At 68.9% G+C, this 19617-nt stretch carries 17 protein-coding genes and 1 riboswitch; of the genes, 6 read left to right on the top strand and 11 right to left on the bottom strand.

All coding sequences use genetic code 11. The features are described from left to right. Window positions 1-8: 8 nt before the first annotated feature. From F8178_RS14535 to F8178_RS14545, 3 genes are all read right to left on the bottom strand, one after another. Entirely contained in the window at window positions 9-1007 is a 999-nt protein-coding gene (locus F8178_RS14535; RefSeq protein ID WP_317495331.1) for a glycine betaine ABC transporter substrate-binding protein, read from the bottom strand. An 81-nt stretch (window positions 1008-1088) separates the two neighbouring features. Next, complete coding sequence (locus F8178_RS14540; RefSeq protein WP_317495332.1) at window positions 1089-1967, bottom strand: ABC transporter permease subunit; 879 nt, start codon at window positions 1965-1967, stop codon at window positions 1089-1091. Continuing rightward, window positions 1967-3238: a glycine betaine/L-proline ABC transporter ATP-binding protein gene (locus F8178_RS14545; RefSeq protein ID WP_317495333.1), complete on the bottom strand. Its 1272-nt coding sequence runs from the start codon at window positions 3236-3238 to the stop codon at window positions 1967-1969. Before F8178_RS14545 ends, F8178_RS14540 begins: the two co-directional genes overlap by 1 nt. Before the next feature lie 451 nt (window positions 3239-3689). Beyond that, window positions 3690-3852: riboswitch (cobalamin riboswitch) on the top strand. A gap of 151 nt (window positions 3853-4003) precedes the next feature. Here F8178_RS14545 and metE point away from each other — a divergent pair. Next, on the top strand, window positions 4004-6310 hold the full coding sequence (gene metE, locus F8178_RS14550) for a 5-methyltetrahydropteroyltriglutamate--homocysteine S-methyltransferase (protein WP_317495334.1): 2307 nt from the start codon (window positions 4004-4006) through the stop codon (window positions 6308-6310). A gap of 132 nt (window positions 6311-6442) precedes the next feature. On the opposite strand, the gene paaE is transcribed toward metE, so the two are convergent. From paaE to paaZ, 6 genes are read right to left on the bottom strand one after another with little or no spacing between them, the layout of a single operon-like run. After that, a complete protein-coding gene (gene paaE / locus F8178_RS14555; protein WP_396345558.1) occupies window positions 6443-7513 on the bottom strand; it encodes a 1,2-phenylacetyl-CoA epoxidase subunit PaaE in 1071 nt (356 codons plus the stop codon). 8 nt (window positions 7514-7521) lie between these two features. Beyond that, entirely contained in the window at window positions 7522-8055 is a 534-nt protein-coding gene (gene paaD, locus F8178_RS14560) for a 1,2-phenylacetyl-CoA epoxidase subunit PaaD (protein ID WP_317495336.1), read from the bottom strand. After that, a complete protein-coding gene (gene paaC / locus F8178_RS14565) occupies window positions 8049-8939 on the bottom strand; it encodes a 1,2-phenylacetyl-CoA epoxidase subunit PaaC (RefSeq protein ID WP_317495337.1) in 891 nt (296 codons plus the stop codon). Before paaC ends, paaD begins: the two co-directional genes overlap by 7 nt. Window positions 8940-8953: 14 nt before the next feature. Then, window positions 8954-9280, bottom strand: coding sequence for a 1,2-phenylacetyl-CoA epoxidase subunit PaaB (gene paaB / locus F8178_RS14570; protein ID WP_317495338.1), 327 nt, complete (start codon window positions 9278-9280; stop codon window positions 8954-8956). Continuing rightward, the gene (paaA, locus tag F8178_RS14575) at window positions 9277-10236 is read right to left on the bottom strand and encodes a 1,2-phenylacetyl-CoA epoxidase subunit PaaA (RefSeq protein ID WP_317495339.1); all 960 of its coding nucleotides are present in this window, start codon (window positions 10234-10236) and stop codon (window positions 9277-9279) included. Before paaA ends, paaB begins: the two co-directional genes overlap by 4 nt. Continuing rightward, window positions 10233-12284, bottom strand: a complete 2052-nt coding sequence (gene paaZ / locus F8178_RS14580; protein WP_317495340.1) for a phenylacetic acid degradation bifunctional protein PaaZ — start codon at window positions 12282-12284, stop codon at window positions 10233-10235. The genes paaA and paaZ overlap by 4 nt, the downstream gene beginning before the upstream one ends. 199 nt (window positions 12285-12483) lie before the next feature. Between paaZ and paaK the strand changes: the two genes are divergently transcribed. From paaK to F8178_RS14600, 4 genes are all read left to right on the top strand, one after another. Beyond that, window positions 12484-13791 carry a phenylacetate--CoA ligase PaaK gene (paaK, locus tag F8178_RS14585; protein WP_317495341.1) on the top strand — a complete coding sequence of 436 codons (1308 nt, stop codon included), beginning with the start codon at window positions 12484-12486 and terminating at the stop codon, window positions 13789-13791. 99 nt (window positions 13792-13890) lie between these two features. Further along, complete coding sequence (gene paaI / locus F8178_RS14590) at window positions 13891-14286, top strand: hydroxyphenylacetyl-CoA thioesterase PaaI (protein ID WP_317495470.1); 396 nt, start codon at window positions 13891-13893, stop codon at window positions 14284-14286. 49 nt (window positions 14287-14335) lie between these two features. After that, window positions 14336-15022, top strand: coding sequence for a TetR/AcrR family transcriptional regulator (locus F8178_RS14595; protein WP_317495342.1), 687 nt, complete (start codon window positions 14336-14338; stop codon window positions 15020-15022). Beyond that, window positions 15019-16230 carry an NTP transferase domain-containing protein gene (locus tag F8178_RS14600; RefSeq protein WP_317495343.1) on the top strand — a complete coding sequence of 404 codons (1212 nt, stop codon included), beginning with the start codon at window positions 15019-15021 and terminating at the stop codon, window positions 16228-16230. Before F8178_RS14595 ends, F8178_RS14600 begins: the two co-directional genes overlap by 4 nt. 14 nt (window positions 16231-16244) lie before the next feature. Here the strand turns inward: F8178_RS14600 and F8178_RS14605 are convergent, their stop codons facing one another. Next, window positions 16245-16607, bottom strand: coding sequence for a metalloregulator ArsR/SmtB family transcription factor (locus F8178_RS14605; protein WP_317495344.1), 363 nt, complete (start codon window positions 16605-16607; stop codon window positions 16245-16247). A gap of 151 nt (window positions 16608-16758) precedes the next feature. Here F8178_RS14605 and F8178_RS14610 point away from each other — a divergent pair, with 151 nt between their 5' ends. Then, on the top strand, window positions 16759-18729 hold the full coding sequence (locus F8178_RS14610) for a heavy metal translocating P-type ATPase (RefSeq protein WP_396345597.1): 1971 nt from the start codon (window positions 16759-16761) through the stop codon (window positions 18727-18729). Window positions 18730-18760: 31 nt separating this feature from the next. Here F8178_RS14610 and F8178_RS14615 read toward each other — a convergent pair whose 3' ends face one another. After that, window positions 18761-19576, bottom strand: coding sequence for an IclR family transcriptional regulator (locus F8178_RS14615; RefSeq protein WP_317495345.1), 816 nt, complete (start codon window positions 19574-19576; stop codon window positions 18761-18763). Window positions 19577-19617 lie beyond the last annotated feature (41 nt).

The following is a 19617-nucleotide window of genomic DNA, read 5'->3' on the forward strand; positions in this document are numbered from 1 at the left end:
CCGGGGGGTTACAGGGTTCCGGCCTTGAGGTCCTCGACGAACTCGGGGTTGTCCTCCAGCCAGTCGGCGACGGCTGCCTCGTGGTCATCGCCGTCGTACTCGTCCTCGCTGAACATGATCCGCTCGAGCTCGGCGAGCTCATCCGGCTCCATCACGAAGTTGCGCACCATCTGCGCCAGGTTCGGGTAGTCCTCCTCGAAACCGTCACGACCGAAGTTGTAGATGATCTCGGTCTCACCCAGAGTGCCCTCGGGGTCCTCCAGGTCACGGATGGGGAAGGCATCGTAGGCCCAGTGCGGGTGCCACAGCGTCACCACGACGTTCTCGTCGGCCTCGATGGAGCTCTGCAGCTCGGACAGCATCGCCGGGGTGGAGGACGTCAGAAACTCCATCTCCTCCAGACCGTAGGTCGGGATGACTTCTTCCTCGGTGGTCGAGGTCAGCCCGGCGCCCGGCTCGATTCCCACGATCCGGTTATCGAACTCATCGGCGTGCTCGGCGAGCTCGTCGATGGAATCGATCGGGGCGTCCTCGTTCACCGCGAAGGTGAGCTTCGCGTTGTCGTACCAGCACCCGAGGCTTTCCATGTTGTCGCCGTGTTCCTCGAGGTAGTGCTCGTGGGTTACCGGGAGCCAGCCGTCCGTGGTGAAGTCGATGTCACCGCGGGCGACACCGGTGTAGGTTGCGCCGGCCTCCAGCTCGGTGGTGTCCACCGTGTAGCCCATGTCCTCGAGAACGTGCTCGAACAGGTGAACTGAGGCATAGGACTCGTCCCATCCGCTGAAGATCCCGATAGTCACCTCGGTCTCGTCCTCGCCGGTGCCGTCGGGGTCGGGGATCGCGGCCGCACCCTCACGGGTGTCGCACTCGCCCCAGTCAACCTCCTCGACTTCCTCTTCTTCCTCGGGCTCGGCCACGTCGTTCTCGTCGTCCGGGGCGCATGCCGACAGCACGAGCGCACCGGCGAGCAACGCCGAGGTCGCACCGAACAATCTGGATCGGCGCATCGTCTCTCCACACTCCTCACTTCGTTCCGGTTATTCCTTCTATACTGACACCCTGTTCCCCCTGGCCGGCCTCCTCGGCTGTCAGGTCCTGACCCTAGAGGCGCGGACAACGGGAGCGCGGTCCGCGAGCGCTGCCACCATCCGATCGAGGTAAATCGCCAGGATCACCACGGCCAACCCCGCCTCAGCGCCCTGCGGAACGTCGAGCCGCATCAGCGCGTTGATGACCTCGCCACCGAGACCTGCGGCCCCGACGAACGCGGCGAGCACGACCATGGACAGCGAGAGCATGATCACCTGGTTGATACCGGCCATGATCGTCGGCAGTGCCAGCGGTAGCTGGATTTGCCGCAGGATCCGGCGGGGCGAGGCACCGAACGCCTGGCCCGCCTCGACCACCTCGGTATCCACCTGCCGGATGGCGAGGTTGGTGAACCGCACCCCCGGCGGCATCGCGAAGATCACCGTCGCCACGATGCCACCGGTCACCCCGACCCCGAACGCGGCCAGCGCCGGGATCAGGTACACCAGTGGCGGCATCGTCTGCATGAAATCGAGGACCGGTCGGATGATTCCCTCGAACGTGTTCGATTTGGCCGCCAGTATGCCCAGCGGAATCGACAGCGCCACCGCCACCGCCGCGGCCACCAGCACAAGCGACAGCGTGTGCATGGCGGTGTACCACTGGTCCATCGCGACGATGAGGTAGAAGCTCGCCATCGTGAACAAGGCGAACCGCCAGGAGCGGACCACCAGCGCCAACACCGCGAGGATCACGATCACGACGTAGAACGGTGCCAGCAACAAGATGTCGGTCAGCAGGTTGTACGCGCCCGTCAACGCCGCGCTGACCCCGTCGAGCGCGGTGCGGAAGGTGTCGGTGAACCAGTCGAACGCGGCCTCCACCGCGTCGCCCAGCCGGAGCCGCGGTTCGAGCAGGTCGAACTCACCGATGCGCATCAGCGTCCACTCCCCTCGTAGGTGGCCGCGGTGTCGGCGTCCGGGCCGGACGCGTCACCAGACTCGCCGTGCTGCGGTGCCTCGGTCCCATCGGTCGCCGCGCTGGCCATGGCCGCGAGCAGAGTCACCCGCGGGATGACACCGACCAGCCTGTGCTCGTCGTCCACCACCGCAAGCGGTGCCGAGGATTCGCAGGCCGGGCCGAACAGGTCGGCCAGCAGCGTGTCCCTGTGCACCGCGATCGCGGCTGGGTCCAGGATGTTGTCGAGGGAGCTGTCTCCCCGGTTGGTTGCCACCGCCACGTCCTCGTCGCGCACCGTGCCACGGAAGGTGCGGTCCCTCGCTGCCACGAAGGCGAACCCGACCTGGTACTCGCGCATGGTGCGCAGGGCCGTGCGGGGTCCGGTGCCCGCGCCGATGACGGCTTGCGCCGGTTCCATGATGCTCTCGGCGGTCAGCACCCGGGTGCGGTCGACGTCGGCGACGAACTGCGCCACGTAGTCGGTGGCCGGGTCGTTGAGCACCTCCTCGGCGGTGCCGATCTGCACGATACGACCCTCGCGCATCATCGCGATGCGATCGCCGAGCCGCATGGCCTCGTTCAGGTCGTGGGTGATGAACACGATGGTCTTACCGAGACGCGCCTGCAGTTCGATGAGCTGGTCCTGCATCTCGCGCCGGATCAGCGGGTCCAGCGCCGAGAACGCCTCGTCCATGAGCATCACGTCGCTGCCGGAGGCCAGCGCCCGTGCCAGGCCGACACGCTGCTTCATACCTCCCGACAACTGTGCCGGGAACTTTTCCTCCCAACCGCCGAGGCCCACCATCTTGAGGGCTTCGGCGGCACGGTCGAACCGTTCTCGTTTGCCCATTCCCTGGATGTCCAGCGCGTAGGCGGCGTTCTCCACCACCGTCCGATGCGGCAACAGTGCGAAGTGCTGGAAGACCATGCCGATCTTGTCCTTGCGCACCTGCCGTAACCGCTTGGACCCGATGCGTGCGATGTCGACGTCGTCGATGTGAACGTGGCCCGCGGTCGGTTCCCACAGCCCGTTGAGCATCCTGATCAGCGTGGACTTGCCCGACCCGGACAGTCCCATGACGACGAATATCTCGCCTTCCTTGACTTCGAAGGAGGCATCGACGACAGCCGGTGTCACACCGAGACGCAGAACCTCTTCCCTATCGGCGCCGTCCTCCAGCAGACGTAACGCTTGTTCGGCCTTGCGACCGAATATCTTGTAGAGCCCTTCGGCACGTATGGTGGCCACGAATCACCTCTATGTCCGTCGGGGACGTGGCGAACAGCGGCGATCTCGCGCGTTCGCGCACCGTACAGCGTTGTTCGCTTCCGTGCTGTGCCGTTGTGTCACTACGTTCGATTTTCCTCCGTCGCTCGATGCCTCTGCAATGGCCACCCGGCCATCGCAGGGGCGACCGAATTCCGGAAACACCATTTGTCACTACTGGCCACACGCGCTCGATGTGACCGCATCACGGTAGGCCCCAGTATTCTCCCGTTGATCGACTACGCCGACCGTTCACCGATTTCGTTGCCCGTTCGTTGTACACCCGTGCCGTTCGATAACAGGGTCTGCGGGGTGCTGCAGGTCACCCCTGTACGGGGTCGCGGGACCGGCTCCTGCTGTTACGCTCGGTCTTGCCACTGGTTCTCCTTCCGGGGTGACGGCAACCAGCCGTTGTGCCGCCGGGAGGGGAGGCAACAGGGAACCCGGTGCGAATCCGGGACTGCCCCGCAGCGGTGAGTGGGAACGAACGCCGTCACCTTGACACCGGTCGAGGTAAAAGCACTGGAGGGGTCCTCCGGGAAGCGACGGCCAGTAGGCCAGGCCGATCCGGCCATCGCCCACGAGTCCGAAGACCTGCCCGTGGTGCGCTCGCCAACCGGCGAGCGCGAGTCCGAGCCTCGAGGGTGGGCGCGGCGACTCGAGCGGCCCCAGGTGTGCCGCGCGTGCGCTCCCGCTTCATCCCCGCCATGCTCGGGCTCATCCGACGAGCTCGCGAGGGAGAGAGCGATGAGTCAACGAACCCGAATCGGCACGACTGTTCTCGGCTATCCCAGGATCGGTCCCGACCGCGAACTCAAGCGTGCGCTGGAGGGGTACTGGTCCGGCCGGATCGACGAATCCGAGCTGGTGACCACCGGGCGCAAGCTGCGGCAGGACACCTGGCGGGAACTGGCCGAAGCGGGCCTAGACAGCGTGCCGTCGAACACCTTCTCGTACTACGACCAGGTACTCGATACGGCCGCGCTGTTCGGCGCACTGCCGGAGCGCTTCACCAGGCTGGGCCTGTCGGAACTCGACACGTACTTCGCGGCGGCACGCGGCGCACCCGACGCGCCCCCGATGGAGATGACCAAGTGGTTCGACACCAACTACCACTATCTGGTGCCTGAACTCGGGCCAGAGACCAGGTTCTCTGTGGCAGGCGGCAAGCCGCTCGACGAGTACCGGGAAGCCAGGGCGCTCGGTATCACCACCCGACCGGTGCTTGTGGGGCCGCTGACGTTCCTGCTGCTGGCCAAGCCCGCCGACGGAACCCCGGATGACTTCGAGTCGCTACGGTTGTTGGAGCCGTTGCTCCAGGCTTACGCCGAGCTGCTGCGCACGCTGCACGACGAGGGCGTGGAGTGGGTCCAGCTGGACGAGCCAGCTTACGCGGCAGACCGGACCGATGCGGAGCTCGAGGCGCTGGCCCGCGCATACCAGGCGCTGGGGGAGCTACAACACCGGCCCGCGATCATGACAGCAGGGTACTTCGGCGACTTGGGTGATGCGCTCGGCGTACTGGCGCGTTCCCCGATCGAGGCACTGGCCGTCGACCTGGTGTCGCACCCGTCCGCCGTGGACCGGCTCGCATCGGTGTCCGGCGTGCAGGAAAAGGAAATCGTCGCCGGTGTCGTCGACGGGCGCAATATCTGGCGTACCGATGTGGACGCCGCGCTGTCCAAAGCAGCCACTTTCCTCGGATCCGCTCGGCATGTCGGCGTGTCGACATCGTGCTCGCTGCTGCACGTGCCGTACGACGTGAACGCCGAGACCCACCTCGGCGAGCGGTTGCGCTCCTGGTTGGCATTCGCCAGGCAAAAGGTGGACGAGGTGGTGCTGCTCGGCACCGCGCTGCGCGAGGGCACCGACGCGGTGGCCGATCGGCTCGCCTCCGCCCGCGCGGCGGCCACCGATCGCGCGAACGCCACCGACCTGCGCCAGCACCGGGTGCGGGCACGGCTGGAAGCGCTCCGGCCGGAGCACAGCCGCAGGAGTGACTACGCCGAGCGGGCCAAGGCGCAGCAGGCCGCACTGGGACTACCGGAACTGCCGAGCACCACGATCGGTTCCTTCCCACAGACCAGCGAGGTGCGCAAGACCCGCGCCGCCTACCGTGCGGGCAGGATCACCGAGGAGGAGTACCGTAGCGCCATGCGCGCCGAGATCGAGCGCGTGATCAGGTTGCAGGAGGATCTCGGGATCGACGTGCTCGTCCACGGTGAGCCCGAGCGCAACGACATGGTGCAGTACTTCGCGGAGCAGCTGGAGGGATTCGCGGCGACCGAGTACGGCTGGGTCCAGTCTTACGGGTCGCGGTGCGTCCGGCCGCCCGTACTGTACGGCGACGTCTCCCGTCCGAGCGCGATGACGGTCGACTGGACCTCGTACGCGCAATCGTTGACCGACAGGCCGGTCAAGGGCATGCTCACCGGCCCTGTGACGATCCTGGCCTGGTCGTTCGTCCGGGACGACCAGCCGATGGCCGAGACCGCCAGGCAGGTGGCACTGGCGATCCGCGACGAGGTGCACGACCTGGAATCGGCAGGGATCCGGGTGATCCAGGTGGACGAACCCGCGTTGCGGGAGCTGCTCCCGCTGCGTTCGGCCGAGCACAAAGCCTATTTCGACTGGGCTGTGGAGTCGTTCCGGCTGGCCACGTCGGGGATCTCGGATGCGACACAGATCCACACGCACATGTGCTACTCGGAGTTCGGCGACATCCTGCCCGCGATCGACGCCATCGACGCCGATGTCACCAGCATCGAGGCGGCGCGGTCGCGCATGGAGGTGCTCGACGACCTCGACGCCGCTGGCTTCGCCCGTGGTGTGGGACCGGGGGTGTATGACATCCACTCGCCGCAGGTGCCGGACGTGGACAAGGTGAGCGAGCAGCTGGAGCTGGCGCTGAACGCGGTGTCCGGCCAGCGGCTGTGGGTCAACCCCGACTGCGGACTCAAGACCCGTGGATACGACGAGGTCGAGCCCGCGCTGCGGAACCTCGTGACAGCCGCACACCAGGTGCGCGCCCGCCGCGGCGTAGCGAGCGGCTGATCACCACCGAAGCGGGGGACCGGACTCCCGCCGAGCCTTCCGGTCCCCCGCCCTGCCTCTGGGGGAGGGGCTGAACGTGACGTCCAGTGCCGTAGAGGGCACGAACGTCACGTTCAGCCCCCGGGCGGGTCGCTACGCGTCGTAGTCCACAGTCAGCCGCTCGGACTCCGGTAGTGTCTGGCAGGTCAGCACGAAACCGTCATCCACTTCGGATTGTTCGAGGGCGAAGTTGCGGCGCATGTGGCCCTTGCCCTCGGTGATGCGAGCGCGGCAGGTGCCGCACACCCCGCCCTTGCACGCGAACGGCAGGTCGGGGCGCATCCGCTGCGCGCCGTCGAGGATCGGCTGCTCCCGCGAGAGCTCCGCCGTGGTCGACTTACCATCGAGGATCACGGTGACCTCGCTGCTGGCACCGGTCACGGTCGGTTCCCGGTGCCGTTCCGGCTCCGGTGGACTGTCGCCGACGTAGAACAGCTCGTGGTGGATCCGCTCGCGATCCACGCCCAGCTCGGTCAGCACCGTATCGGCCTCGGTGACCATACCGAACGGTCCGCACAGCCACCAGTCGTCCGCCGCGCCGATCCGCAGCAGCAACGGCAGCAGGGTGCGCAGCTTGTTCCCGTCGAGCCTGCCGGTGAACAGCTCGGATTCCCGCGGTTCCCTGGAGAGCACGTGCACCAGCTCCAGCCGCTCCGGGTAACGGTCCTTGAGGTCGGCCAGCTCGTCGGCGAACATCACCGTCCCGGTCCGCCGGTTGCCGTAGAGCAGCGTCACCGTGCTCCGCCCGTCAGCCAGCACCGAGGCCGCGATCGACAGGCCTGGCGTGATGCCCGCCCCCGCCAGGATGAGCACGTGGTGCGCACCGACGGTGCCGTCCGGGGTGAACGAGCCGGTCGGCGTGGACACCTCGATCTCGTCGCCCGGCCGGACCTGCCGCACCAGCCACGTGGAGAACACCCCGCCGGTGATCTCCCGAACCCCGATCCGCAACGGCTGCCCGGCCGCTGCACAGATCGAGTAGTTGCGGCGCTGCTCCACCCCATCGACGACACGGCGCAGCACCACCGACTGGCCGGGAGCGAACGCGTACGCCTTGGCCAGTTCGCCGGGCACATCGAACGTCACTGCGGCTGCGTCTTCGGTCAGCCGCTCGACGTGGCTCACCGTCAGGGCGTGGAACTCCAGGCGGGTGGACACGACCACGAACCTCTCTAGATCTCCTTGACACGTTCGAACGGCTCACGGCACGCGCGGCACTGCCACAGCGCCTTGCACGCCGTGGCGCCGAACCGCGACAGCTCACGCGTGTCCACCGAACCGCACCGCGGGCACGGCACACGCGGCGCGGGGGCGTGCAGGGTCAGTGGCACCGGCCCATCACCGTGCCCACCACCGTGCCCGTCAGCGGGGCCGGGCGGCGCGATCCCCGCCTCCGTGAGTTTGCGCCGCCCGCGCTCGCTGATCCAGTCCGTGGTCCACGGCGGGTCGAGCACGGTCCGCACGTCCACTTCGGAGTAGCCTGCGCCGGTCAGCGCGGCCACCAGGTCGGCTCGCATGGTCTCCAGCGCGGGGCACCCCGAGTAGGTGGGGGTGATCGTCACTCGCACCGCATTCCCGCGTACCGAGACCTCCCGCAGGATGCCGAGGTCGGCAAGGGTGAGCATGGGTAGCTCGGGATCGGTGACCTGCTCGGCCACCGCCCGGGCGTGCCCGGTGGTTCCGGTGTGCTGGCTGGTGGTCACCATGTCGCCTCCGGGTGTGCGCGGGCCACACTCTGCAGCTCGGCCAGCAGGTAACCCATCGTCTCGGTGTGCACGCCGTGCCGTCCCGCGCGACCGGCGACGCCGGACAGCGGCGCCACCTCCGGCACCGACAGCGTGGCAGTGGTCAGCACGGTCCGCAGCACCGAAGCACACTCCTCTGCCACCGTAGCCGGGTCGACACCGACCCCGGCCGCCGCCGCCCGCTGTTCCACCGGATGCGTCGAGAACAACTCGTCGACCAGCGGCCAGACGGCCTCCGCCGCTTCTGCCGCGCGGGCGTGCGAGTAGTCGGTGCCGTCGCCCAGCCGCACGGCCCAGCTCGCCGCGTAGTCGCGGTGGTAGGTGACCTCCTTGACACCCTTGGCCGCGATCGCCGCCAGCACCGGATCGGCCGAGCCGGACAACCGCTGCAGCAGGGCGAGCCGCCAGGTGGCGAACACCAGCAGGGTGACGATCAACCGCGCGAAGTCGCCGAGCCTGGGTTCGACCAGCCGCACGTTGCCGAACTCGTGCTCGGCGCGGAAGAACGCCAGCTCGTCCTCGCCCCGCCCGTAGCCGTCCACCTGCCCCGCCCTGCTGTAGAGCAGCCGTGCCTGTCCGAGCAGGTCCAACGCGATGTTGGCCAGCGCCACCTCCTCCTCCAGGTCCGGCGCGTGGGTGCACCACTCCTGCAGCCGGTGCGACAGCACCAGCGCGTCGTCGGCCAGCATCAGGCAGTAGGTGACCAGGTCGTCAGGGGCTATGCCGGCCGGGATCGCGGTGTCGGTGACGCTCGTTGCGGCCAACGGGTCGTCGAAGCCCGTACCGAACGCCCACCGCGCGTCGTTCTGTTCGGTGATCGCCTCGTAGGCGTTGTCGAATGCCATCGCCTGCTACCTCGCTAGATGTGCGGCACGTGCTCGGGGATCGAGTAGAAGGTGGGGTGCCGGTAGACCTTGTCCCCGCTGGGAGCGAAGAACGGGTCCTTCTCGTCGGGGCTGGACGCGGTGATCTCCGCGGCGGGCACCACCCAGATGCTCACCCCCTCGTTGCGCCTGGTGTACAGGTCGCGCGCGTGCCGCAGTGCCATCTCGGCGTCGGCGGCCCTCAGCGAGCCGACGTGGACGTGGTTGAGCCCGCGCTTGCTGCGCACGAACACCTCGTACAGCGGCAACGGCGTGTGCTGTTCCTGCCCAGCAGGCCGCCCGACTGGTCGCTGCTCGGTCATGCCGCCTCCCCTCGTGCCCGTGCCGCCTGCTTTGCGGCATAAGCCGCCGCAGCCTCGCGCACCCACGCACCGCCCTCGTGGGCGGCGCGGCGGTGAGCGATCCGCTGGGCGTTGCACGGGCCGTTGCCCGCCAGCACCTGCTTGAACTCGTCCCAGTCGATCTCGCCGAAGTCGTAGTGGCCGCGCTCGGGGTTCCAGCGCAACTCCGGGTCGGGCAGGGTCACGCCGAGCGCCTCCGCCTGCGGCACGGTCATGTCCACGAACCGCTGCCGCAGCTCGTCGTTGGTGTGGCGCTTGATCTTCCACGCCATCGATCGCGCCGTGTTCGGCGAGTCGTGATCCGGTGGCCCGAACATCATCAGCGACGGCCACCACCAGCGGTCCGTGGCGTCCTGGACCATCCGCCGCTGCTCGTCGGTACCGCGCATCATGGCCAGCAGCAGCTCGTAACCCTGCCGCTGGTGGAACGACTCCTCTTTGCAGATGCGGATCATCGCTCGCGCGTAGGGACCGTAGGAGCTGCGGCACAGCGGCACCTGGTTGCAGATCGCGGCCCCGTCGACCAGCCACCCGATCACGCCGACGTCGGCGAAGCTCAACGTCGGGTAGTTGAAGATCGACGAGTACTTCTGCCCCCCGGACAGCAACTTGCCGGTCATCTCGTCCCTGTCGGCACCGAGGGTCTCGGCCGCCGCGTACAGGTACAGCCCGTGGCCCGCCTCGTCCTGCACTTTCGCCAGCAGGATCGCCTTGCGCCGCAGGGAAGGAGCCCTGGTGATCCAGTTGCCTTCCGGCTGCATCCCGATGATCTCCGAGTGCGCGTGCTGCGCGACCTGCCGGACGAGGGTCTTCCGGTACCCGTCCGGCATCCAATCCCGGGGCTCGATCCGCTGGTCCCGGCGGATGGTCTCGTCGAAGTGGCGTTCCAGTTCGGCTTCCTGCTGTGTCGTGGTCATGAGCCGATCTCCTTGGCGACGAGCGTGAGCACGTCATACTTGGCGACCGAGGCCTCGTCCTGGTTGGTGACGTCGACGTCCCAGCGCACCTCGCCGTAATCGGCGTCGGTGCGCGGGATGATCTGCTTGCAGGTCATCGTCACGGTCAGCGCGTCCCCCGGCTTGACGGGCGTGAGGAACCGCAGGTTCTCCAGCCCGTAGTTGGCCAGCACCGGACCGGGATCGGGGTCGACGAACAGGCCTGCCGCGAGCGAGACCACCAGGTAGCCGTGCGCGACGATGCCGCCGAACAGCGGGTTCGCCGAGGCCGCGGCCTCGTCGGTGTGCGCGTAAAAGGTGTCGCCGGTGAACTCGGCGAAGTGGGCGATGTCGCCTGCCGTCACCTCACGCGGGCCACCGATGACGGTGTCTCCGACCCGCAGTTCGGCCAGCGACTTGCGGAACGGGTGGACCTCGGTGACCGAGCGCGCCGCTCCCGGCACCCACCGACCGGTCACCGCCCGCAACACCTCCGGGCTGCTCTGCACCGCGGTGCGCTGCATGTGGTGGAGTACGGCGCGCATCCCGCCGAGCTCCTCGCCGCCTCCCGCGCGTCCGGGTCCGCCGTGCACCAGCGCGGGCAGCGGCGAGCCGTGCCCTGTGGACTCGCCTGCGTCGGTGTCGTCGAGCACCAGCAGGCGCCCGTGCCACGGCGCGACGCCGAGCACCATGTCGCGGGCGAACCCGGTATCCGCGGTCACCACCGAGCCCGCGAGGCTACCCTCACCGCGCGCGGCGAGCTCGATCGCCCGCTCGGTTGCGGTGTACGGGATCAGTGTGGCGACCGGGCCGAAGGCCTCCACCTGGTGTGGCTCGGCGCGATCCGGGTCGTCGGCCCGGAGCAGCACGGGCGAGACGAACGCCCCACGATCGGCGTCGGCGCCGATGACCTCAACCGACTCCGGGTCGCCCGCGACCACGCTGCCCGCGTCGAGCAGCGCCTTCAGCGAGCGACGTACCTCGTCCCGCTGCTCAAGACTGACCAGCGGCCCCATTCGCACGTCGGTATCGGCAGGGTGGCCGACCGTGATCCGGCTCAGCCGCTCGGCCGCGGCCTCGGCGACCGCGTCGATGTGCCAAGCGGGCACCAGCGCCCTGCGGATCGCGGTGCACTTCTGGCCAGCCTTGACGGTCATCTCGGTCACCAGCTGCTTGACGTACAGGTCGAACTCGCTGGTTCCGGGTTCGGCGTCGGGCCCGAGCACGGACAGGTTCAGCGAGTCCGCCTCGACATTGCACCGCACCGCGTTGCGCACCACGGCCGGGTGGCTACGGACCTTCTGCGCGGTCGCGGCCGAGCCGGTGAACGACACCATGTCCTGCGGTGTCAGGTGCTCCAACAGGTCACCGGTCGGGCCACAGATCAGCTGCACGGCACCGTCGGGAAGCAGCCCGGATTCGGCGATCAGCTCCACCAGCCGCGCGGTCAGGTATGCGGTCGGGCTGGCAGGTTTGATCAGTGTCGGCATGCCAGCGAGGAAGGCGGGCGCCAGCTTCTCCAGCGGCCCCCATACGGGGAAGTTGAATGCGTTGATCTGCACGGCCACGCCATGGAGCGGAGTGGCGATGTGCTGGCCGAGAAAGGTGCCGCCCTTGCCCAGTTGTTCGACGGGGCCGTCGACATAGACGGTGTCGTTGGGCAGCTCCCGCTTCGCCTTGCTGGCATAGCCAAGCAGCACCCCGATGCCACCGTCCACATCGACCATAGCATCGCCCCTCGTCGCCCCTGTCGGGATGGACAGCTCGTAGAGGGCGTCCCGGTGTTCCCGCAGGTACGAGCCGAGCGCCTTCAGCAACGCGGCACGCTGATGAAAGGTCAACGCGCGCAGCGAGGGACTCCCGACCCGGCGGCCGTGGTCCAGCGCAGCCGCCCGATCGATGCCCGCGACCGATACCCGCGCGATCTCCTCTCCTGTCGCGGCATGGTGCAGCGGCGTGCCCTCATCTTCGGGCGTCTGCCACCGGTCCGCGACATAGTGACGCAGCAACTCCGCCGCTTCGCCTGCCATCGCGCCATCACTCCCAGATTTACCGACCGCCTGTTCAGTAATTCATCCTAGCGCGGTGCCCACGGGCGGGCCAAGACCGAGTTCGAGCGACACCACGGGCGCGGTGGGCGAACCACCCCTTGACACCGGTAAGGGCCGATTCTTTACTGGACCGCACACCGATAACCGTCCAACCGGTCAGTATCGAGGTGGTGGGATCGTGACCACGGCAGCGGGCAGACCTGTGCGGCTGGACGATGCGGAACTCCTCGGCATCGAAGAGTTACGCGATCTGCAACTGCGACGTCTCCAGTGGACACTCAAGCACGCCTATGAGAACGTGCCGATCTACCGCCGGAAGTTCGACGAGGCACGGGTGCACCCCGAAGACTGCCGCTCGCTGGAGGACCTCACCCGGTTCCCGTACACCACCAAACACGACCTGCGCGAGACCTACCCCTTCGGGATGTTCGCCGTGCCGCGCACGCAGCTGCGCCGCATCCACGCCTCCAGCGGCACGACGGGCAAGCCCACCGTGGTCGGCTACACCGAAGCCGATGTCGACACCTGGGCCGAGGTTGTCGCCCGCTCCATCCGCGCGGCTGGTGGCGATCCGGGCCAGCTGGTACACGTGTCCTACGGCTACGGCCTGTTCACCGGCGGGCTCGGCGCGCACTACGGCGCCGAGCGGCTCGGCTGCACGGTCGTGCCCGCCTCCGGCGGGATGACCGCCAGACAGGTGCAGCTCATCACCGACTTCCGCCCCGGGATCATCATGGTCACCCCCTCCTACATGCTCACGCTGCTCGACGAGTTCGAGCGGCAGGGCATCGACCCAAGGGCGAGCTCGCTCGAGGTGGGGATCTTCGGCGCCGAGCCGTGGACCGAGGAGATGCGGACCGAGATCGAGGCGCGCGCGGGCATCGATGCCGTCGACATCTACGGGCTGTCCGAGGTCATCGGCCCTGGCGTGGCGCAGGAATGCGTGGCGACCAAGGACGGGCTGCACATCTGGGAGGACCACTTCTACCCGGAGGTCATCGACCCCTTCGAGGGGCGAGCATTACCCGAGGGCGAGCACGGCGAACTGCTGTTCACCTCGCTCACCAAGCAGGCGATGCCGGTCATCCGCTACCGCACCAGGGATCTCACCCGGCTGCTGCCCGGCACGGCCCGCCCGGCGATGCGCCGCATGGAGAAGGTGACGGGACGCTCGGACGACATGATCATCCTCCGCGGGGTGAACGTGTTCCCCACCCAGGTGGAGGAGCTGCTGCTGCGCACCGACGGTCTCGCGCCGCATTTCCAGCTCGTGCTGTCCACTCGCAACCGCTCCGATCACATGACCGTGCGGGTGGAGGCGCGCCCCGGCTGCCCATCCGAGCGGCGTGGGGACGCTGCCACCGAGCTCGCCTCGCTGATCAAGGAGCACGTCGGGGTCACAGCCGAGGTCGACGTGGTCGACCCGGAAACCCTCGAACGGTCGCTCGGCAAGGTCCGCCGCATCGTCGACGAGCGTGCGTCTTGACACCGCGACCGGCTTGCCCGTTCACTGGCGACATCGATGCACAACCGTCCGTTCGGTCATCACGGGATGGGTGACGTGTCACGTAACGCCGCACACGCCATGTTCGACGTGGACACGGCGTCCCAAGCGCTCGGTATCGAGCTGGTGGAAGCCGAGCGGGGCCGGGCGGTCGCCCGCATGGCGGTGCGCCAGGCGATGGTCAACGGCCACGACATCGCACACGGCGGCTACGTCTTCCTGCTCGCCGACACCGCGTTCGCCTGCGCATGCAACAGCCACGGCCCGGTGACCGTGGCGGCAGCCGCAGAGATCACCTTCGTGGCCGCCGCGCGGCGCGGCGACCTCCTCGTGGCCACCGCAGCCGAGCGCACCACCTTCGGGCGCAACGGTATCTACGACGTCACCGTCCACCGGAGCACGCAGGCAGGCGCCGAGGTCGTCGCCGAGTTCCGCGGTCACAGCCGCATCGTCGAGCAGCCAGGTCCGGCGGGCTGACGGCGGCTCCTACCACGATCGACCGGCCACGTCTGCGAGACTGCACCTCATGGCGACAGCAAGCGACAGCCAGCGCACGCCGGGCAGGCCGGGCACGCCGGGCAGGCCGGGCAGCCGCGGCGGGCGGGACCATGCCGAGCAGGCCAGGCGACGCGGCCGCCCCGGCTACGACAAGGAGACCTTGCTGCACATCGCCGTCACGCTGTTCAACGAGCGCGGCTACGACGGCACCAGCATGGAGGACCTGGGCCGCAAACTCGGCATCACCAAGTCCGCCATCTACTACCACGTCGACAGCAAGGAAGAGCTGCTGCGGCTGGCCACCGGCCGTGCCCTCGACGAGCTGTTCGGCGTGGCCGACGAGGCGAGCCGGGCGGGCGAGCGCGCCATCGACCGGCTGGAACACCTCGTCAGGGGCAGCGTGCGGGTACTGATCGACGAGCTGCCGTTCGTCACGTTGCTCCTGCGGGTGCGCGGTAACACCGCCACCGAGCGCGCGGCGCTGTCCCGCAGGCGTGAGTTCGACCGTATCGTCAGTGAACTGGTCCGGCAGGCGGAGGAAGAAGGGGACGTCCGGCCGGACGTGGAACCGGCCACCACCGCGCGCTTGCTGTTCGGGATGGTCAACTCGATCATCGAGTGGTATAAGCCGCGGGGAGACGCCGACGCCGCCGAGCTGGCCGATGCCGTGGCGCGGATCGCCTTCGACGGTATCCGCGTGGACGGGCGCCGATGAGCGAGCCGCGCGTCGCGGGGGTGCTGCTCGCCGCCGGGCGAGGCAGCCGCCTCGGCTCGCCGAAAGCCCTTGTCGAGCTGGACGGCTCGCTGCTCGTCGAGCGGGGCGTCGACACGCTGCTGCGCGCGGGATGCTCGCCGGTGCACGTGGTGCTCGGCGCGGCCGCCGAACAGGTGCTGGATACCGCCGCGCTGCGGGGAGCCACTCCGGTGATCAACCGGGAATGGCAACGCGGGCTGTCCACCTCGCTGCGCGCCGGTCTCGACTCGCTACCGAGTGGGGTGCAGGGGGCGATCGTCACCCTCGTCGACCAGCCACTGGTCGGGGCGACCGCGCTGATCCGGCTGCGCGAGGCGCACGCCAGGGGTGCTGTGGTCGCCGCCGCGAGCTACTGGGGAGTGACGCGCAATCCTGTGCTGCTCGACCGTTCGGTGTGGCGGCAGGTGTGCTCGTATGCCCACGGCGACACCGGTGCGCGTGCCTACCTGCGCGCTCACCCCGGCGCAGTCACCTCCGTGGTGTGCGACGACGCAGGCACACCCGCGGACATCGACACGCCAGCCGACCTCGACGCGGCCCGCCGGATCCGTACCACCCATCAGGGCGCGCGGCACGGTACCGTGAACACCATGGCTGCTGTCGAATCCACCATGCTTCCGCTAGGTACCCATGCCCCGGACTTCGCCCTGCCCGACCCCTCGGGCAAGATCTGGTCGCTCGACGCGGTGGCAGGCGAACACGGCACGCTCGTCGCGTTCCTGTGTAACCACTGCCCGTTCGTACAGCACATCGCCGTACCTTTCGGTACGGCCGCGGCGCGCTGGATCGAGTCGGGTGTCTCGGTGATCGGCATCAACAGCAACGACACCGACTCCCACCCCGAGGACCGGCCGGAGAGGATGGTCGAGTACGCGGCGCAGTGGAACTGGACCTTCCCGTACGTCTCCGACCCGAACCAGTCGGTGGCACTGGCGTATCGCGCGGCATGCACCCCGGACTTCTTCCTGTTCGACTCGGGGCGTCGGCTGGTCTACAGGGGACGTTTCGACGGGGCGACCCCGGGCAACGAACAGCCGGTCACCGGGGAGGAACTGGACAATGCCGTCAAGGCCTTGCTGAACGGCTCCCCGATCGAGCGCGAGCAGCTGCCCAGCGTCGGCTGCAACATCAAGTGGAAGCCGGGCAACGAGCCACCCTGGTTCGGCTGACCTACCGCGAAGGGTTACGCCGTCTCGCTCGGCGCGTCCTCGGCCTGCAGGCCCAGGTGCTCGATGTGGTAAACCGCCTCGTCCAGTAGTTGCGCCACGTGGTCGTCGTAGAGGCTGTAGACGATGCTGCGCCCCGAGCGCCTGCTCGACACCAGGCCGAGCGCGCGCAGCAGCCGGAGCTGGTGCGAGACGGCCGACTGCTCCATCTCCACCGCTTGCGCCAGCTCCCCCACCGGGCACGGTCCTTTCCGGAGCCTGGTGAGGATCAGTAGCCTGCTCGGCGTCGCCAGTGCTTGCAGCGTGGCCGCTACCGTGACCGCGCTCTCGGCGTCCAGCTCGGCTGCCGGTGCCTGGCGCCCCTCCACTCCGTGACCCACGCGGCAATGCTATCAGCCTGCCGGGTAGCCACATGTCTCACTATTGAATAATTCTTCATATGATCCTATATTCTTTCGAGCGCACTATCGCGAACACGGCACAGCCTGGAGGTACCCGGTGGCACCCACCGTTCCCGACGCCCCACCCGATATCCGATCCGGCACGCGGCCCGCCACCGACGACACGGCCAGGCGGGCACTGCACTCCCGCCGCACGCGCGCGTTCGCGCTGAGCGAGGTTCGCTGGGCCACGGCGGCCGTCGTGCTGTTCGGCGCCGGCCTCCTCGCGCAGTTCACCGGGGCGCCGGAGGGCGTGTCGTGGGCGCTGTACCTGGCCTGCTACGCCGCGGGGGGTTGGCAACCCGGCCTCGCCGGGCTGCGGGCGCTGCGGGAGCGGACGCTGGACATCGACCTGCTGATGGTGGTGGCCGCGATCGGCGCGGCCGCCATCGGCCATGTCCTCGACGGCGCGTTGCTGATCGTGATCTTCGCCGTCTCCGGAGCGCTGGAGACGCTCGCCACCCAGCGCACCGCCGATTCCGTCACCAGCCTGCTCGACATGGCACCCGAACGCGCCACCCGGCTGGCCGCCGATGGCACCGAGGAAACCGTGGACGCGGATTCCCTCGTCGCGGGCGAGCTCATCCTGGTCCGGCCCGGCGAGCGGGTAGGCGCTGACGGCGAGATCGTGGCAGGCGCCAGCGACATCGACCAGTCCTCGATCACCGGTGAACCGCTCCCCGTGGCGAAATCCCCCGGCGACGAGGTGTTCGCGGGCACCCTCAACGGCACGGGCACCGTGCGGGTGCGGGTCTCGGCAGCGGCCTCGGACAGCGTGGTCGCGCGGATCGTAGCCCTGGTGGAGGAGGCTTCGGCGACCAAGGCCAAGACCCAGCTGTTCATCGAGCGTATCGAGCAGCGCTACTCGATCGGGGTGGTCGTCGCGACGCTGGCGCTGTTCTTCGTCCCGCTCGCCTTCGGCGCGGAACTACAGTCCACCCTGCTCCGCGCGATGACGTTCATGATCGTGGCCTCACCGTGCGCCGTGGTGCTGTCGACCATGCCCCCGCTGCTGTCGGCGATCGCCACGTCCGGCAGGCACGGCGTGCTCGTCAAGTCCGCCGTCGTCATGGAACAGCTCGGCGCGGCGACCACCGTGGCCTTCGACAAGACCGGCACGCTGACCGAGGGCACACCCCGGGTGGCAGAGGTGCGCACGTTGCCGGGTGCCGGGTTCGACGCCGCGGAGCTGGTGCGGCTGACGGCCGCGGCCGAGTACCCGAGCGAGCACCCGCTGGGGCGTGCGGTGGTCACCGCTGCCCGCGAGCAGGACGATGATCAGAACCACCCGCTGCCGCCCGCGACAGAGTTCCAGGCCGTCCCGGGCTACGGGATACGCGCCACCGTCGACGGTCACCGAGTCGAGGTCGGCAACCCCGCACGGCTGCTTCCCGCCGGTGACGCCGCGCTGTCGCGCCGGGCGGGCGCTGTCGCGGACGAGCTCTCCAGCGCCGGACATACTGCGGTCGTGGTACTCGTCGACGGTGTACCTGCCGGGCTGCTCGGCCTTGCCGACCGGCTCCGCCCGCACGCGCGCCAGGTGGTGACCCGGCTCGCCGAGCTGACCGGCGCGAGGCCGATCCTGCTCACCGGGGACAGCGAGGCCGCGGCACGCCGGGTGGCCGCCGACGCGGGAATCGGCGAGGTCCACGCGGGACTGCTCCCCGAGGACAAGGTCGAGCTCGTGCGCGAACGGGAGACGCGCGGCCAGCGGGTGCTCGTCGTCGGCGACGGCGTCAACGACGCGCCTGCCATGGCAGTGGCCTCGGCCGCGGTCGCGATGGGACGTGGCGGTGCCGATCTCACGCTGGAAACCGCCGACGCCGTCACCGTGCGCGACGACCTGACGACGCTGCCCGCCGTGGTGCGGCTGTCCCAGCGTGCCCGCCGGTTCGTGATCGCGAACCTGGTGATCGCGGGTTCGTTCATCGTCGCCCTGGTGAGCTGGCCGCTGTTCGCGCCGTTGCCGCTGCCGTTGGCGGTGGCCTTCCACGAAGGCTCGACGGTGATCGTCGCGCTCAACGGGATGCGGTTGCTCAGGGGCGCGGCCTGGCGGGCATAGTACGCGCGGCACCCGGCGGGCAGCTACCGGCTCAGCTGCCCGCCGGGTGCCGGTGCGCGGAGGCGGTGACAGCCAGGTCGGCCTCGATGCGGGCGGCGCAGTCCCGCAGCCGGGGCAGCATGGTCTGCCGCATCGACTCCAGCGAGGCCCTGCTTGCGTGGCTGGAGACGTTGACCGCGGCCACCACCGCACCGCCCCGGCCGCGGATCGGGGCGGCTAGCGAACGCAGCCCCTCCTCCAGCTCCTGGTCCACCAGCGCCCACCCCTGATCGCGGACGGTGGTCAGCTCCGCGCGCAACGCCTCGGGCCTGGTGATGGTGTGGGGTGTGATCCGCTCGAGCGGGGCGACCTCCAGGTACTCCCGCAGTGCCCGCTCGTCGAGCCCGGCGAGCAGCACGTGCCCCATCGAGGTCGCGTGGGCGGGAAAGCGGGTTCCCACGTTGATGGCCACCGTCATGATCCGGGAAACCGCGACGCGGGCAACATAGACGATATCGGTGCCGTCCAGCACCGACACCGAGCTCGACTCGCCGACCTCGGTCGACAGCCGTTCCAGGTGCGGTTGCGCCACCTCGGGCAGCGACATGCTGGACAGGTACGAGTAGCCGAGCTCGAGCACTTTCGCGGTCAGCGAGAAGTACCGCCCATCGCTCCGCACGTAACCGAGATCGGACAACGTCAGCAGGAATCGCCGTGCCGCCGCCCTCGTCAGCCCGGTGGCGCGCGCGACCTCGCTGAGGGTGAGCTCCGGCGCGTGCTCCCCGAACGCCGTGATCACCGCGAGCCCCCTTACCAGGGACTGCACCCGGTGCGTGCCGCCGTGCCGCGCGCTGTCCTGCCCATCCATCCCGCCTCCCTAACGATCCCCTGCTGGCTGCGGGTAGAGCC

Origin of the sequence: Haloechinothrix sp. LS1_15, from assembly GCF_033042135.1 — a bacterium.
GTDB lineage: Bacteria > Actinomycetota > Actinomycetes > Mycobacteriales > Pseudonocardiaceae > Haloechinothrix.

Excerpts from the sequence above, each read along its gene's own strand:
- metE (WP_317495334.1), top strand. The coding sequence starts at position 4,004 with ATGAGTCAACGAACCCGAATCGGCACGACTGTTCTCGGCTATCCCAGG.
- F8178_RS14540 (WP_317495332.1), bottom strand. The coding sequence starts at position 1,967 with ATGCGCATCGGTGAGTTCGACCTGCTCGAACCGCGGCTCCGGCTGGGC.
- paaC (WP_317495337.1), bottom strand. The coding sequence starts at position 8,939 with ATGGCATTCGACAACGCCTACGAGGCGATCACCGAACAGAACGACGCG.
- paaZ (WP_317495340.1), bottom strand. The coding sequence starts at position 12,284 with ATGGCAGGCGAAGCGGCGGAGTTGCTGCGTCACTATGTCGCGGACCGG.
- F8178_RS14600 (WP_317495343.1), top strand. The coding sequence starts at position 15,019 with ATGAGCGAGCCGCGCGTCGCGGGGGTGCTGCTCGCCGCCGGGCGAGGC.
- F8178_RS14535 (WP_317495331.1), bottom strand. The coding sequence starts at position 1,007 with ATGCGCCGATCCAGATTGTTCGGTGCGACCTCGGCGTTGCTCGCCGGT.
- paaI (WP_317495470.1), top strand. The coding sequence starts at position 13,891 with ATGTTCGACGTGGACACGGCGTCCCAAGCGCTCGGTATCGAGCTGGTG.
- F8178_RS14595 (WP_317495342.1), top strand. The coding sequence starts at position 14,336 with ATGGCGACAGCAAGCGACAGCCAGCGCACGCCGGGCAGGCCGGGCACG.
- paaB (WP_317495338.1), bottom strand. The coding sequence starts at position 9,280 with ATGACCGAGCAGCGACCAGTCGGGCGGCCTGCTGGGCAGGAACAGCAC.
- F8178_RS14615 (WP_317495345.1), bottom strand. The coding sequence starts at position 19,576 with ATGGATGGGCAGGACAGCGCGCGGCACGGCGGCACGCACCGGGTGCAG.
- paaD (WP_317495336.1), bottom strand. The coding sequence starts at position 8,055 with ATGGTGACCACCAGCCAGCACACCGGAACCACCGGGCACGCCCGGGCG.
- paaA (WP_317495339.1), bottom strand. The coding sequence starts at position 10,236 with ATGACCACGACACAGCAGGAAGCCGAACTGGAACGCCACTTCGACGAG.